This window comes from Neorhizobium petrolearium (genome assembly GCF_017873175.1).
GTDB classification, from domain to species: domain Bacteria; phylum Pseudomonadota; class Alphaproteobacteria; order Rhizobiales; family Rhizobiaceae; genus Neorhizobium; species Neorhizobium petrolearium.
Window position 1 is genome coordinate 291,253 of the sequence record NZ_JAGGJW010000002.1, and the last position, 15,858, is coordinate 307,110.

The window sequence follows — 15,858 nt, forward strand, 5'->3', positions numbered from 1 at the left end:
AAATCGATAGTTGTCAACAAACAAACGCTACAAGGACAGAGACAATTATTGCAACATATTGAATTTACAAAATATTTTCTGAAGACTTCCACGGCACACAGAAAACCCAAGAAATAACATTGACATATTTACAATATCGCGCAAATCTAGCGCATCTTGCGGCCAGGAGGAACGGTACGCATTTTTCCACATGGGAGGTAGGGATGACCAAGAGGGAAGACGATTCTGCAGCAGCCGCGCAGTTTTCGCGGCGCGACGCGCTGAAACTCGGCATTGGCGCGACGATCGCCGCATCGGTTTTCGGCGGTAACGCGCACATCGTAATCGCGCAGGAAGGCCAGATACTCAAAGTCGCCAATCCCGCTTTCAATCAGGATTGGTCGCCTCTTCGCGGCGGCGGCGTTCCTTATCGCTGGAACTCGATCTGGTGGGCCTCGCCCATGTATTTCGATGAGAAGGGCGAGATCCACGCCTATGTCTTTACCAGCTGGTCGCCGTCGGAAGGCGGCAAGGTCTGGACCTTCAAGATCGATCCCAAGGCAACCTTCTCGGACGGCAGCAAGATCACCTCGGCGGACGTCAAAGGCTCCTGGAACGTCTCGGCCATGCCGAACACCAAGAACCAGCGCGCCGATCAGGTGCTGGCCAAGGTTGCCGGTTATGCGGATGTCAGCGGCGGCAGCGCGCAAGAGCTTGCCGGCATCGCGACGCCGGATGAAGGCACGATCGTCGTCACGCTTTCGGAAGCTGATCCGATCTTCTTCATGCGCGTTGCAAATCATATCGCGCCGATCACCAAGGCATCCCAGTCGCGCGGAGACGATGGCGAAGAGATCCAGGACTGGTACATGCCGGATAATGATGCAGTCTATTCCGGTCCGTTCAAGCTGACCGAGATCGACCTTGATGCCGGCAAGCTCACCTTCGAACCGAACGAGAATTTCTTTGGACCGAAGCCCAAGCTGGCGCGGATCGAGATCACCTCGATTGAGGACAACATCACAGCGACCTCGCTGATTAAGTCGGGCGAGTTCAACGCTCATACGGAACTTGTCACCTCCACGATCGTGCAGGATCTCGGTCCCGAATTCTCCTCCGGTCCAATCATCCCCACCAGTCAGCATTTCTGGTTCAACACGTCTCGTGCGCCGATGGATGACCCGAAGGTTCGGCAGGCGCTGATCATGGCCGTCGACCGCGATGGCCTGATGAAAGCCTCCTACCCGGACGGGCCACACGGGAAGACCGATCAGATTCTTAACTCCGTGCCGGGCGCGGAAAATTCCGGCTTCGAACCCTTTCCCTACGATCCGGCAGCGGCAAAGAGGCTGCTGGCCGAATCGAAATACGGCGGCCCGGAACGGCTTCCGAAGCTCCTCTTTGTCGGTATTTCCGGCCCGGCGATCGAAGCCGCGGCGCAATTCATCGCCGAACAGTGGCGCCAGAACCTCGGCATTACGGCGGTGGATATGAAGCCGCAGCAGGATGCCTATGCCGGCCCCGACCAGAACGCCGTGCAGATCTTCCGCGACGACGTCGGCACCCGCGTGCCGGATGCAGTCTCCTACCTGCAGGGCTCGATCGCCTCGGCCTCTTCCAATGCACAGAACAAACTCGGGGGTTACGAGAACCCGAAAGTCGATGCGGCGCTTGTTGAGGCTTCGGCCAAGGCGGTCGACGACCCGAAGCGCGTGGAGCTTGCACAAGAGGCCCAGAAAGCTTTCCGCGAGGACTGGGTCTTCATTCCCTGGTATGCTCAGGCCATGTCGCGCTGGGCGACCAGCGAGGTCAAGGGCATCGACAAGAACCTGGATTGGCAAGTGGCGCGGCCCTGGGAGATTTCGATCGGTTAAAGCGGCAATCGATCGAGACGCGGGCCGATTGCAAGGCCCGCAAGAGTGCGATGCGCGGAGCACCAGTTTCCGCGCATTGCCTTCCGCCGGTGCGGGAGGCTCTGAATGTTTCGCAGCGGCTGCGCGCTCGCGGAAGAAACGGCATGAAAGCGTCAGGAAACCGCCATCGCCACCGGTTTCCGGCCCTATGCGGGAGGATTTTCGGCGATGCTGCGTTATGTTGCGACACGATTTGCGATCTGGATCCCGTCGGTCCTGCTCGTTATGCTGGCGGTCTATGCGCTGGCTTTTTACGGCGCGGGCGATCCGATCAAGCTGATTTTTCTGCGTGCACCGGGCGATGTGGCCTATAACCCGCAACGCATCGAGGCGATCCGCGAAAGCGCCGGCCTCAACAAGCCGTTCATCGAACAGTTCGCCTACTATGTCTGGAATCTCGCCCAGGGCAAATTCGGCAATTCGCTGAGTTCCGGCCGCTCGGTCTGGGCATTGGTGAAAGCGGCTGCCCCGGTCTCCTTCCAGCTTGCCCTCTGTTCCGTCATCCTCACGGCGCTGGTCGCCATTCCGCTCGGCATGATCGCAGCGCTGAACCAGAACACCAGGATCGACTACACCATTCTGGGTTCGGCCCTCTTCCTCTGGGCGATCCCGGCCTATGTCGCCGGTCCGCTGCTGATGGTGGCGCTGATCGTTCTCCTGCCCGGCGTCAGGGTGCCCTATGGCTGGGGCGGTATCTTCGACGTGCGCATCCTCCTGCCGCTTGTCGTCCTCTCTTTCCAGCCGATTGCACTGATCGTGCGCCAGACACGGGCCGCCGTCATCGAAGTTCTGTCGGAGGATTTCGTCCGCACCGCCCGCGCCAAGGGCGTACCAGAGATCATGGTGGCGCTGCGCCACATCCTGCGGCCGGTACTGACCCCCGTCGTCACCCAGCTCGGCCTGATCATGATCACCATCGTCAACGGCGCGATTTTCGTGGAACTGGTCTTCGGTCTGCCCGGGCTCGGGCGCCTCACCGTGCAGGCGCTGATCAATTCGGACTATCCGGTGATCCTGGCGATCACCCTGATCGGCTCCTTCCTGGTGATGATCTCCAACCTTCTGGTCGACATCCTCTATCCGATGCTCGACCCACGCGCCAACGATTCCAGGAGGAGCCGCTGACGATGACGCTCGTTCAGACCAATCCGGCGATGGCCGACGAGGAGCCGCCGGTCAGCCTGTGGCGGGATGCCTGGCACCGGCTGAAACGCAACAAGCTGGCGATCTTCGGCCTCGGCATCGTCCTGCTGCTCGCCTTTGCCGCTATCTTCGGCCCGTATCTGACGCCCTACGACTTCTTGAGCCAGGACCTTGCGGCCCGCAATCAGGCGCCGTCGTTCGCCCATCTTTTCGGTACCGACGACCTAGGCCGCGATGTCTTCAGCCGTGTCGTCTACGGCACCCGCACCGCCTTCCTCGTTGCGATCGTGGTCACGGTGATCGCACTCGCCATCGGTACGACCCTCGGCGCAATCGCCGGCTTCTTCGGCGATCCCTATGACCGCCTCATCATGTGGCTGACCGACATGACCATGTCCGTGCCGAACCTGCTTCTGGTCGTCGTCATCAATGCCTCCCTGAAAACGCCGATTGCCCGCTGGATGGAAGCGCAATACATGGCGACCCTCAATCCCTTCTACCGTGAGACGATCTGGATCGATTTCCTCCTCGTCTTCGGGTCCATGGCGCTGATCTCGTGGCCTCCCTATGCGCGTCTTGTCCGCGCCCAGGTGCTGTCGATCCGCAGCCGCCCCTACATTACCGCCGCCATGGCACTCGGACTGTCGAACCGCATCATCATGACGCGCTACGTGGTGCCGAACGCGCTCGGTCCACTGATCGTCTCGGTCAGCGCCGGCCTCGGCACGGCCATGGTGCTCGAAAGCGCCTTCTCCTTCCTGGGTGTCGGCGTGAACCCGCCGACGCCGAGCTGGGGCAACATGATCGCCGACGGCCTGCGCGTCTGGCAGCATTATCCGCACCTGCTTGCCGCCCCCGCCGCCGTGCTCGGCCTCGCCTCTGTCGCCTTCTCCTTCCTTGGCGACGGCCTGAATGACGCTCTCAACCCGCGAGGTACGAAGTGACCGCTCGGATTTCAGAACCCCCTCTTCTCGATGTCAAAGGACTGACCGTCGAAATCGACGGCCGTCGTGGCCCCGCCGTCGTCGTCGACGGGATCGACTTGCATGTCGGCAGAGGAGAAACGCTCGGCATTGTCGGCGAATCCGGCTGCGGCAAAAGCCTCACCATGTTGAGCCTGATGCGGCTTCTGCCGAACAAGATCCGTGTCAGCAAGGGCACGGCCCGTTTCGACGGCCGCGACCTGCAAACGATGCCGACCCGGGAACTGCGCAAGGTGCGCGGCGGCGATATCGGTTTCGTCTTCCAGGACCCCATGACCTCCCTCAACCCGGTGATGCGGATCGGCGACCAGCTTTGCGAGCCGCTGATCTATCATCGCAAGATGGCGAAGACGGATGCCCGCAAGCGGGCAGTGGAGCTCTTGCGCCTCGTCGGCATTCCGGGGCCGGAGGAGCGGCTGAACGCCTATCCGCACGAGCTTTCCGGTGGCATGCGCCAACGTGTGATGATCGCGATCGGGCTTGCCTGCGAGCCGAAGCTGTTGATTGCCGACGAGCCGACCACCGCACTCGATGTGACGATCCAGGCCCAGATCGTCGATCTGGTGAAGGATCTGCGCAACAAGCTCGGCATGTCGGTCGTCTGGATCACCCATGACCTTGCACTGATCGCCGGTTTGGCCGATCGCGTTGTGGTGCTTTATGCCGGAACCGTGGTTGAGGACGCACCGGTCGACGAGCTTTACGCCAATCCGAGCCACCCCTATACCCGCGGCCTGCTCGCCTCGATCCCGACGCTTTCCGACGCTCCGGCCGCGCGGCTGAGTTCGATCGGCGGCACGCCACCGGAGCCCGGCCGGCGCCCTGCCGGCTGTCCCTTTGCGCCGCGCTGCCCGCTTGCCATGGACATATGTCAACGGGACGTGCCGAAGCTCGAGCCGATTTCCTCCGGCGGCAGCCATCGCGCCGCCTGTTTTGCCGTCAACAAAGTATTGAAGGCTGCATGATGAGTGCCGAACCCCTGCTCCGCGTCGAAAACCTGGTGAAGCACTTCCACGTGCGGCTGGGCGCCTTCGGCGAGAAAGCCGCCACCGTCTATGCGCTGGATGACGTCAGCCTCGACATTCAGGAGGGTGAGACGCTGTCGTTGGTCGGCGAATCCGGCTGCGGCAAGTCGACGACCGGCTTCACCATCCTGAACCTGCATCGCGCCAGCGGCGGCAAGGTCATCTATAAGGGCCAGGACCTGACCCGGCTCGACGAGAAGCACATGCGGCCCTTCCGCCGCGATTTGCAGATCGTTTTCCAGGACCCCTATTCGACGCTCAATCCACGCATGACGGTCGGCGAAGCGGTCGGAGAACCGATCCTCTTCCACAAACTTGCGACAAAGACGGAGCTCAAGGACCGTATTGCCACATTGCTCTCCGATGTCGGCCTGCCCGCCCGCTTCGCATCCCGTTATCCGCACGAACTTTCCGGCGGTCAGCGCCAGCGCGTGGTGATTGCGAGGGCGCTTGCCTGTCAGCCGAAATTCATCGTCTGCGACGAGGCGATCTCGGCGCTCGACGTATCGATCCAGGCGCAGATCATCAACCTGCTGCTCGACCTGCAGGAGAAATACCGCCTGACCTATCTCTTCATCGCCCATGATCTTGCGGTGGTTCGGCACATTTCGACCCGTGTCGGGGTCATGTATCTTGGCCGATTGGCAGAACTCGCACCACGCGATGCGCTGTTTCAGACCCCCCTGCATCCCTATACCAAGGCGCTGCTTTCCGCCGTGCCGGAAACCGATCCGGAGCGCGAACGAAATCGCAAGCGCCAGATCCTGCAGGGCGATGTGCCGAGCCCGCTCAATCCGCCCTCCGGCTGCCGCTTCCATACGCGCTGCCCGATCGCCATGGAGGTCTGCTCCAAGGTCGTGCCGGAATGGAAGGCGGCCCGGCCCGGCCATCTCGTGGCCTGCCACGCGATCAATTCGGACTTGAGCTGATGGCTATTCAAGTCGCGATCATCGCCGACGATCTGACGGGCGCGCTCGATACGGGCACGCCCTTCGCGGCGGCGGGACTCGTCGTCGCGGTGGCAACCGACATAGAGGGCATTCCGACCGCATTGCGAAGCAATCCGGACGTGCTGGTGGTCAACACCGCCTCTCGTGCCCTGCCTCCGGAGGAAGCGGAAGCGCGTATCGGACTTGCGGCAGCGGCAATCGCCGTGGCCGAACCCGCCTTTCTCTTCAAGAAGATCGATTCACGCCTGAAAGGAAATATCACCGTCGAAAGCAAAGCGCTTGCAAAGGTCTTCGGTTATCGCAAGGTCGTCGTCGCGCCCGCCATTCCCGACCAGCAACGTTTCACCCGCGGCGGAGCGGTCGTCGGTCGCGGCGTCGACAAACCTATCCCGATATTGCCCCTCTTTGCCGGCCCCGGCGCGGACCTCGTCATCGCCGATGCCGAGACCGACGGTGACCTTGACCGCGTTCTCGCAAGCCATGACTGGAGCGACACGGTGGCGGTCGGAACGCGGGGCCTTGGCCTGGCGCTCGCGCGGAGGCTTCGTAAACCGGACACGAACTCCACACCTTTCCGCACCTCCGCCGCGACTTTGTTTGCGATCGGCTCCCGCGATCCGATCACCATGGCGCAGATGACGGCTCTGGCGGAATGCCGGCTGCTCCACTCGGTGATCGATGCACCCGCGGGTGCCCTTGCAGCTCCACCTGAAACCGGATTGCCGGCGCTAATCCGCTGTTCCGGCGAAATCGTCGAGGACAGCGCGACCGTCGCAAGCCGATTTGCAGAAACTATCAAAGCCGCGATCGAAGCCTTGATGCCCGACACGGTGGTCACCGGCGGCGGCGACACGGCCTACGCGCTGCTGCGGGCTCTGGAAGCCGGCGTGCTGTTTCCGAAGGGTGAGATCGAGCCGGGTATTCCTTGGTGCGAAATCCTGCTGAAAAATGGCCGGCACATCCGGGTTGCGGTAAAGTCCGGGGGCTTCGGTACGCGGGAATCTCTGATACAAGCGATTGAAACGGCGCCCGAAACGCGGCAGGCCGGATGATGGGCAAGAATGGCAGATCGACTGACTGAGAGTGCACAAAGAGAACCGCGAGTAACGGCGAGCGTGAAATCGGAACGCGGCCGCTCCGTGAAACTCGTCGACCGCGTCTTCGACCAGCTTCTGGAACGCATCCGCACCGGCAACTATGCACCGGACTCACGTTTGCCCGGCGAGCACGAACTGGCAGCCATGCTCGGCGTCTCCCGGCCGGTCGTCCGCGATGCCTTGAGCCGCCTTCGCGATCAGGGGCTCATCTACTCCCGCCAGGGCGCCGGAACCTTCGTCAGCGCCCAGGCTTCGGGAGCCGCGCATCTCGCCTATTCGCCGGTCAAATCGATCGCCGACATCCAGCGCTGCTATGAATTCCGCCTGACGATCGAGCCGGCTGCTGCCTTCTTCGCCGCACAGCGACGCGACAAGGCCGCAATCGACAAGATCGCCGCGGCACTCGAAGAGCTCCGTGAAGCAACGAGCCACCAGCTTCACAGGGTGGAGGCGGATTTCAACTTCCACAGAGCGGTCACCGAGGCGGCCAACAATCATTTCTACACGGCCTCCATGGAAGCGTTGAAAGCGCATATCGCCGTCGGCATGCACCTGCACGGCCTGTCGCTCATGGGCCCGCGCCCCGGCCTGCAGCAGGTCTACGAGGAACACCAGGCAATCTTCCGTGCCGTCGCCGACGGCCGCGCCGAGGATGCGCGCGACCTGATGCGCAAACACCTTGAGGGCTCACGCGACCGCCTGTTCGAAGGTCGTGTACTCGACCTCTCGTTTTGAACCTGGCAGGGGGACCTTCCGTCAAGAGCGGAATTCGATGACGGCGACTTCATGGTCCAGGATTTGCGGGACCTCGAAAACGAGCTCTGTTCCCTCAAGTTTGGCCGCAACGCCACACGAACTGACACGCAATTGCACCTGGCAGGAAGCTTCCCTGAAGGGAATGCGTAGCCGGACTGTGACCGGACCGATCGGAACGAGGTCGCTCTGTCGTCCCGGCACTTTGGCGGTAGCCAGCCGGCTGTTGAGATGCAGAATATATCGGCCATCCTGCTCATAGAGCGTGGGAGTGATGAGGCCATGCGCGCTTTCGAGCGACACCAGGAGCTTTTCACCAAGAGCCCACCGAACGGCATTGGTGATGATTAGCGCATGCTCCGGATGTTCGTCACGGGCAAAGCATCGGTCGAGATCGCCGACAAGCCAGATGAGCTTTCCTCCTGATGCAGTTTCGCGGGCGGTGATGACCGGCAGGTCCGAATGCGGCCGCCGCATCCATGCGGTTTCCGGCGGGTAGATCGGAAATTCGTGGACAAATGTTGCAAGGACCGCAACGTCGTCATCCACCTCCACGACCGGCAGAAACCCGCCGAACGGAACGGTGTCCGTCCCTTCAAGACCGGCAAACAGCGCATGACGCTGTCCAGTGGCCAAGGGAGCGGTCGCGTCTCTTGGGCCGTAGAGGCCGGCGCGCAGTTCTGGATCGAGCCGAATATAGGTGTGGCGAGCGCTCACCTCGATGTCCGGGTTGGCAAGTTCCCGCCCGCCATGCGATTTGCCCTGGTAGTGGACACCAAAAAGGTCGTTTAGCGCGAAATCCTCCCGCGGGTCACCGGATGGCCCGTAAAGACTGGTCTCGGACGTCGCAACGACCGATCCGCCGGACTTTGCGAATATTTTCACCGCCTCGGCCTGCGCATCAGACATGACGCCGAGATTGGGCAGAATGAGAATTCCGAAACGGCCTACGGCACGGCTGATGTCGTCGGCATGAACGGGCAGATAAGAAATCCCGGCGCGGTCGAGAGCACGGATTACCCCTCTGTAGGGGTTCATCGTGCGATCGTTGGCCTTGTCCTGGCCGTGGAAATCGTAGTTGTCCTGCGACCAGATGATACCGACATCGGCCAATGGCTTGCGGTCGACCAGAATGTCTTCATTGGCTTCATGCCAGCAGAAGATCGGCTCCGCGCTGTTGTACTGGCGACGATCCTCATGCGACGAGCCGATATGGTGCCACCACGGCTGGATGCCTCCGGCAAACCCGGAGGAAGACCATAGCCGCACTTCGGCCGCAGGCATGCTCGCAAGCCGAAAGGCGGGGCTGCCAAGCTGGTATTGCGGCATGCTTTCCGGGATGAGCTTATCCCATCCCCCCACTTCGTGCAGCCGCTTGCCGGCTTCCGTATTGTCCGCAAAGCCGTCGACGGCATTGCGACGCTGATGGTCGAGCATGACAATTTCGGTGCGCGTCAGTATGGATTTGAGGTCTATGAACCGGTTGCCATTGTTGAGCACGTCTCCGCTGATCATGCCCATCCAACGGCAATGCTCGCCGCCTGCCTGCATGGTGACGGAATTGTTGAATTCCCAGAGTTCTGTCCGGCGCTTGTAGTTCCAGCGGATCCAGCGTCGATAGCGCTCGTCGGACCAGTCATGGCCGGAGGGTAGATCGACTCCGGAATATTCCCGGAATTGATCGGCGCAGTACCCGCAATAACAGATATTCTTGCGCGGAATTCCTGCCCAGCTGTTGTCGGCAAACCCGTCTGGATAACTGCGCTTGATGATCTCACGCATGATCTCCGGCAGATATTCCGAATAATAAGGAGAATTGATGCAGGTAATGTACTTGTCCGCCTGCCGATAGGGTTTGCCGGTCGCGTCAACGCAGATCCAATCCGGATGGGCACGATAGAAATCCTCGGCAACCCGATTGGAGTCCATCCGGGCGATAACCTTAAGCCCCTCCTCCCGGGCCTCCTTGACGATTTCTCCATAGAGATCACGCTCGCCCAGCGTATGAGCCCGGTGATGCAACGGAAAGCGCGAGGGATAGTAGGCAACGATCCCACCGGAATTGACGATGACCCCCTGGATACGCGTCTTGCGCCAATGCGCGCGCCACCACGCGGCATCGTAGCGAGCCGGGTCGATCTCGACCAGATTGGTCTGCCCCCAACGCTTCGTTGTCCTGTACCAGGGTTCTTCAGCCATTCTTTCCTCCCTCAGTTTGCCGACTTCTTCATTCAGCCGCGGCATCCCTTGGTTGCGCGGGCTTTCCCATGCGATCGGTGCTCGCACGCTTCATGACATCGAAGCCGACATCGACAACCCGTTCATCGTCCGGCTCGCCGTCCAACTGTCGACGCAAGGCGATTACGGCGTCATGTCCGACCTTCCAACGATGGGTCCGGACACTCGACAGGGAGGGAGAAGCCGCCTCCATGAAATCCTCGTCATTGAATCCTGCTATGCCGAATTGGCGGGGGACTGCCACGCCCCGGGCCTGGCATTCGAAGAGAGCGCCCAGCGCCAGAACGTCATTGTTGCAGAAAACGGCATCCATATCCGGCGCCGCTTTCCAGAGATCAGCGAGCAACTGCCGTCCCATGGAGGGTGTTGAATACTGATGTCTGTCCCAACTGCCACGCAAGGCCAGTGCTTCGAGATCACCGGCAGGGTTGATCAGCCGCGGATCATATAGCCCCGCCTCCTCCAAAGCCTCGACATATCCCGACAACCGTCCCTTGGAGCGGCTGTTCATCCAGCCGCTCAGGAATCCGATGCGGCGATATCCGGCTTCGATCAGATGTTGCGTCATCGCCTTGCCGGCGTCGTGATGGGAGAAGCCGATGATCTTGTTCACCGGATTGTCGGTGAGATCCATGATCTGGATGACAGGGCAATTCGCCTTTTCCAGCATCCGGCGGCCGGCAGCGCTCTGGTCGACCCCTGAAACGATCAGGCCGGCCGGCTTGTGTCGCAAAAGTTCGGCAAGCAGCCGATCCTCTTCGTCGAGATCGTAGCGCGTGTTGCCGACCTGGATGTGCAGCCTCGTCTGGCCGATCCCGTCATAGATGCCGCGCAAGACATCGGCGAAAATATGCTGCGTCAGCGAGGGCACGAGGACGCCCACCACGTCGCTGCGGGTGGATGCCAGGGTCCGGGCGGCGAGATTGGGAACATACCCGAGTTCGCGGACGGCAGTATCGATCTTCTCACGCAGCATGTCCGACACCAGGGAAGGGTCCCGCAAAGCGCGAGATACGGTAATCGCCCCTACCCCAGCACGCTGGGCAACATCGGCTATCGTGGGTCTACCGTCCGTACGGCGTTTAGACATTCAAGGCTCCATGAAATGGCCACCCGCTCGCATCACGGCGGCAAGGTGGCGCCGCGTGCGTCCGCAGCACGCCACGATGATATCCACGTTGCCGCAGTTAATCCATTTACGCCCTCGTCCAACCAAAGCGTTCGCCCCCCAATTCAAAAAATCGACTTCCAGCGCTTGACGATCTGTTTATGGTAGCGCTACCATTAGCGTGAGTTGTTCGTCAACCGTCTTGTGCCGTGGAGGCGACACGGAGTCGGTAAAGCCCAGGGGAGGAGTGGCATGGCAATATCTCGACGCATGTTCATGAGCCGCACGGCCGCAACCATTGCCGGCGCAGGCATCGCGACCAGCCTTGGTCCGAACGCTCTCGCACAGGGAGCAACAGATACGTTGCGGCTGGCCTTTGCCGCCCGCGGCGTCCGCACTATCGATCCGGCCAAATCGATCCAGGGTGCCGACGAATGGGCCATCATCCATATCTTCGACAAGCTTGTGGAAGTGCCGCTCGGGCATTTTCCGGGTAGTGTCGCCGAAGTTCAGCCGAGCCTTGCAACCAGCTGGTCGATGACGCCGGATGCGAAGACATGGACGTTCCAGCTTCGCCAGGGCGTGAAGTTTCACAAAGGCTATGGCGACCTCACGTCGGACGACGTGAAATACACCTTCGACCGCCTGCGCAACGACAAGGCTCTGGGCGGCAATCGCGTCCTGTTTGACAATATCGCCGACGTCAAAGTGGACGGTGTCAACACGGTCATATTCACGCTGAACCAGCCCGATCCGCTGTTCATCATGGGGCCGCTCAGCCACTATTCATCCAGCATCATTTCGCGCAAGGCACTTGAGGAAAAAGGTGCAGCCGCTTTCGAAAAGGACCCGATCGGCACCGGACCTTACCAGCTCGCGAGCGTCGAAAGCGATCCCTCGCAGGGCGTGAAGCTCACCGCCAACAAGGACTATTTCGGCGGGGCACCCGTCACCCCCAATCTCCAGGTCCGCTATATCGCGGATACAACGGCCCGGACCTTGGCGCTGCTTTCGGGTGACGTCCACATGATCGAAGGCGTGCGTGCGCCGGGCTGGGTGCCCTCGATTCAGCAGCGAAATGCGAACCTGCATTTCGACGTCGCCTCCCCAGGGAGTTTCTTCACCATCTCGTTCAACCTGACAGTGAAGCCCTTCGACGACGTGCGCGTCCGGCAGGCAATTGCCTATCTGATCAATCGCGACGAGATCGCCAACGCCATGGCTCCGGTCAGCCAGCGGACCTATGGCCTGAATCCGCCTGCCTATCTGGGAGGGTTCACAGCGAAGACCATCCCTGCAGAGGTTCGTTATGACTACGATCCGGAGAGGGCGAAGGCACTGCTGACCGAGGCCAGTCATCCGAACGGGTTCTCGTTCAACGCCGACACCTCGCAGCGCGAGGATTATTCCTCGGTAATGCTGATCGTCCAGGAACAGCTTCGTGCCGGCGGGATCGACATGAAGCTGAACATCAAGGACCACACCGCCTTCCACGCCGATCAGCAGAAAGGCACCAACACGATCTTCCAGCGCTCGGCGGCTTATCCGCCTGTCCCCACGCAGGCGATCATCGAGCAATTGAGTGCTGCTGCCGAAGTCAAATCAGATGGTTCCGGCGGCCCCAATTTCAGCCACTATGGCGTCGCCATCCCCGGCATCGACGACATGCTGAAGAAGGCGATGGAGGAGCCTGATCTGGAGAAACGCGTCAAGCTGGTCCAGGACATCGAGGTCAAGTTCCTGACCGACATGCCGCTCCTGCCGATCAGCGACAACGGCTATCTGGTCGTCCGGGCTGCCAATGTCGATCTCGGCTACGAACTCAAGTCGGGCTACGCCCACTGGCGGCTGACCAAGGCGAAGATCAACTGACCGGCAAAGCCGATCGCTAAACGAAACAGGCCCGCCGGGGCACAGTCCCGGCCGGCCGCGTCTATGTCCGATTTAGTGAATTCATCCGCCGGAAGACGGCGAGCCGCGACGCCTCACCCAAGAGTGCTCCGAGAAAGCGGTGAATTCGAGCCTGTTTTAGAGGAATGACGTTATGACTGCATCGGCTTCGGTCACCATTGTTCTCCCGGGGACGGATACCGCCCCGCCGGTTCGCTGGGCCGCGGCCGAACTGCAAAATGTGCTCGCGCGCCGGAACGTGGAGGCCAGGATCGCCGATGCGGCGCAGTCCGGTATCGTTATCAATGTCTTCGGAGCCGGCCTGCCCAGCACTCGAGAACTGCCTGTGGAACTGCCTGAAACGCCGGAAAGCTTCGCGCTCGTCCGGCAGGGCGACATCATCACCGCCTGGGGTTCCGATACGCGCGGACTGGTCTTCGCGCTGACGGAATTAGCCGATCGGGTGCGCTTCGCACCAGGCCAAGATCTATTCGAAGGCACTTTCCCGCTTGTCGAGCAACCATCTGCCCGCGTCCGAAGCATGAGCCGGCTGTTTTGCAGTGAGCAGGAAGACAAGGTCTGGTTCTACGACCGCCAGCAATGGCGCGAATACCTGTCGATGCTTGCAGCCAACCGCTTCAACCGTTTTTCGCTCGCGCTCGGTTTTGGTTACAACTACCCCTACCACAATCCATGGATTACCGACGTCTATTTCTATTTCCCCTATCCCTACCTGCTTAACCTGCCCGGCCATGACGTGAGGGTCGAGGAACTGCCGGACGACGAGCGTGAGCTGAACCTGGAAATGCTGAAGTTCATCGGCCAGGAGGCTGCCAAGCGAGGGCTCGAATTCCAGCTTGCGCTCTGGACCCAACGATACGACTTCGATGACGTGCCGCGCGCCAATTACACCGTCACGGGCATAACCAAAGACAATCTCGCCCCCTATTGTCGCGAGGCTATCACGACGCTTCTGAAGGAAGTGCCCGAAATTACCGGGCTTACCTTCCGTGTCCATGTGGAGGGCGGCATCGCCGAGGGCGAATACGGCTTCTGGGAAGAAGCTTTCGCCGGCGTTGCCGCCGCCGGCCGTCCGATCGAAATCGACATGCACGGCAAGGGCCTCGACCACAGGATGATCGGGATCGCCCGCGCCAGCGGCATGCCGATCGCGGCCTCGCCGAAATATCTGGCTGAGCACATGGGCCCGCCCTATCACCAGTCGGCCATCCGCGACAAGGAATATCCGCCGGAATTCGCACGGAGCGCGCGAGAGCAGTTGAGCGAGGGCTCGCGAAAGTTCCTGCGGTATTCCTATGGCGATCTCTTGACCGCGGACAAGGACTACAAGGTCATTTACCGCATCTGGCCAGGCACGCAGCGTGTGCTTCTCTGGGGAGATCCAGAGTTTGCCGCAGGCTACGGACGCAGTTCCATGTTTGCCGGCTCCGACGGAGTCGAATGGTGTGAACCTTTGGGCTTCAAGGGGCGTATGGGAACCGGCATCCCGGGTGGGCGCTTCAACTACCAGAAACAGGGCCTTGCCACCCGTTACGACTGGCAGAAATACGACTATCAGTACCGCATCTGGGGGCGGTTGCTTTATAACCCGGATGCGCCACGCGAAAGCTGGATGCGCTACCTCACCAAGACCTGCGGCGATACAGCAGAGGCCTGCGAAAAGGGGCTGTCATGGGCGAGTCGGGTCCTGCCGCTGGTCACACTGGCGCATGGCCCGTCGGCATCCAACAACCACTATTGGCCGGAGGTCTACACCAACCTCGCCCTGATCGACGGTTCGGGACGGAGAGCCTATGGCTTTGATATGGAGGGACCGGTCCGCTTCGGTAACGCTCCGACCTTCGATCCCGCACTCTTTGCCAATGCGCGTGAATACATTGAATTGCTGCTCAACGGAAAGGCATCGCACCGCTATACCCCGCTCGATGTCGCCGACTGGCTGGACGAGATGGCGCATGGTTGCGAGAGCGCAGTCCTCAAGGCGACCGGCACCAAAAGTTTCGGCAACATCGCCGTGCAGCGGATGATCGTCGACATCCAGATCTGCGCAGGGCTGGCACGCTTCTTCGCTGAACGCTTCCGGGCGGCATGCTGGGCCGAGCTCTTCGTCGCAACCAAGGTCACGACGCTAATGGATCGTGTCATCGACCATGCGAACCGCTCGCTGATGGCCTGGGAAAAGATCGCCGACACTTCCCGTGATCTCTACATGGATGACCTTACCTACGGCCCACAGTCCTGGCTGCGTGGCTCGTGGCATTCGCGACTACCGGAAATGCGTGCGGAACTGGCCGATCTGGAATCGCTCCGTGGCGGCGGCTCTTATGAAAGCGTCAGGGCCGAACCAGCGGTGGCAGCCACGATCGCGGCGCTGGAAGCACGCCGACCCGTCTCATCAAGCGCGTCCTCCGTGCATGGTGCCCCAACCTTCAAACCGGGCGAAGATTTCGTGATCCGCTTCGCCGGAGAGGCCGATGGTGAGCCCCTCCTCCACTACCGGCACGTCAATCAGGCTGAGCGCTGGATATCTCTGCCGATGAGGCGGTGGGAGGATAACTTCGTCGCTGCCATCCCGGGCGACTACACACGCTCGAAGTATCACTTGCAGTATTTCGTCAGCTTTGAGCGCAACGGACGAAATTTCTTATCGCCGGGATTGCAGCCGAACCTCGCCAACGAGCCTTATTTGACGTCCTTGCAGGAGAGAGGCTGGCAGTAGGCAGGTGATTGCGCAAGGATAGCCTGCCCGTGCTGCGAG

The 15,858-nt window shown here is 60.9% G+C and carries 11 protein-coding genes; 9 read left to right on the forward strand and 2 right to left on the reverse strand.

All coding sequences use genetic code 11. The features are described from left to right. Positions 1 to 203: 203 nt before the first annotated feature. The 7 genes from J2046_RS05285 to J2046_RS05315 all read left to right on the forward strand — a co-directional run bounded on the left by J2046_RS05285 (position 204) and on the right by J2046_RS05315 (position 7,825). Positions 204 to 1,853 carry an ABC transporter substrate-binding protein gene (locus J2046_RS05285; RefSeq protein WP_210050075.1) on the forward strand — a complete coding sequence of 550 codons (1,650 nt, stop codon included), beginning with the start codon at positions 204 to 206 and terminating at the stop codon, positions 1,851 to 1,853. 207 nt (positions 1,854 to 2,060) lie between these two features. Beyond that, positions 2,061 to 3,017: an ABC transporter permease gene (locus J2046_RS05290; protein WP_210050077.1), complete on the forward strand. Its 957-nt coding sequence runs from the start codon at positions 2,061 to 2,063 to the stop codon at positions 3,015 to 3,017. Between the two features lie 2 nt (positions 3,018 to 3,019). Then, positions 3,020 to 3,979, forward strand: coding sequence for an ABC transporter permease (locus tag J2046_RS05295; protein WP_210050078.1), 960 nt, complete (start codon positions 3,020 to 3,022; stop codon positions 3,977 to 3,979). Further along, positions 3,976 to 4,983 carry an ABC transporter ATP-binding protein gene (locus J2046_RS05300; RefSeq protein ID WP_210050080.1) on the forward strand — a complete coding sequence of 336 codons (1,008 nt, stop codon included), beginning with the start codon at positions 3,976 to 3,978 and terminating at the stop codon, positions 4,981 to 4,983. Before J2046_RS05295 ends, J2046_RS05300 begins: the two co-directional genes overlap by 4 nt. Next, on the forward strand, positions 4,983 to 5,972 hold the full coding sequence (locus J2046_RS05305) for an ABC transporter ATP-binding protein (protein ID WP_210050081.1): 990 nt from the start codon (positions 4,983 to 4,985) through the stop codon (positions 5,970 to 5,972). The genes J2046_RS05300 and J2046_RS05305 overlap by 1 nt, the downstream gene beginning before the upstream one ends. Next, entirely contained in the window at positions 5,972 to 7,045 is a 1,074-nt protein-coding gene (locus J2046_RS05310) for a four-carbon acid sugar kinase family protein (RefSeq protein ID WP_210050082.1), read from the forward strand. Before J2046_RS05305 ends, J2046_RS05310 begins: the two co-directional genes overlap by 1 nt. A 9-nt stretch (positions 7,046 to 7,054) precedes the next feature. After that, positions 7,055 to 7,825, forward strand: coding sequence for a FadR/GntR family transcriptional regulator (locus tag J2046_RS05315; RefSeq protein ID WP_210050083.1), 771 nt, complete (start codon positions 7,055 to 7,057; stop codon positions 7,823 to 7,825). Positions 7,826 to 7,846: 21 nt separating this feature from the next. On the opposite strand, the gene J2046_RS05320 is transcribed toward J2046_RS05315, so the two are convergent. Next, positions 7,847 to 10,042, reverse strand: a complete 2,196-nt coding sequence (locus tag J2046_RS05320) for an alpha-amylase family protein (RefSeq protein ID WP_210050084.1) — start codon at positions 10,040 to 10,042, stop codon at positions 7,847 to 7,849. A 28-nt stretch (positions 10,043 to 10,070) separates the two neighbouring features. Next, the gene (locus J2046_RS05325) at positions 10,071 to 11,171 is read right to left on the reverse strand and encodes a LacI family DNA-binding transcriptional regulator (protein ID WP_210050085.1); all 1,101 of its coding nucleotides are present in this window, start codon (positions 11,169 to 11,171) and stop codon (positions 10,071 to 10,073) included. 270 nt (positions 11,172 to 11,441) lie between these two features. Between J2046_RS05325 and J2046_RS05330 the strand changes: the two genes are divergently transcribed. Then, a complete protein-coding gene (locus J2046_RS05330) occupies positions 11,442 to 13,061 on the forward strand; it encodes an ABC transporter substrate-binding protein (RefSeq protein WP_210050087.1) in 1,620 nt (539 codons plus the stop codon). Positions 13,062 to 13,233: 172 nt separating this feature from the next. Beyond that, complete coding sequence (locus J2046_RS05335) at positions 13,234 to 15,819, forward strand: hypothetical protein (RefSeq protein ID WP_210050088.1); 2,586 nt, start codon at positions 13,234 to 13,236, stop codon at positions 15,817 to 15,819. Positions 15,820 to 15,858 lie beyond the last annotated feature (39 nt).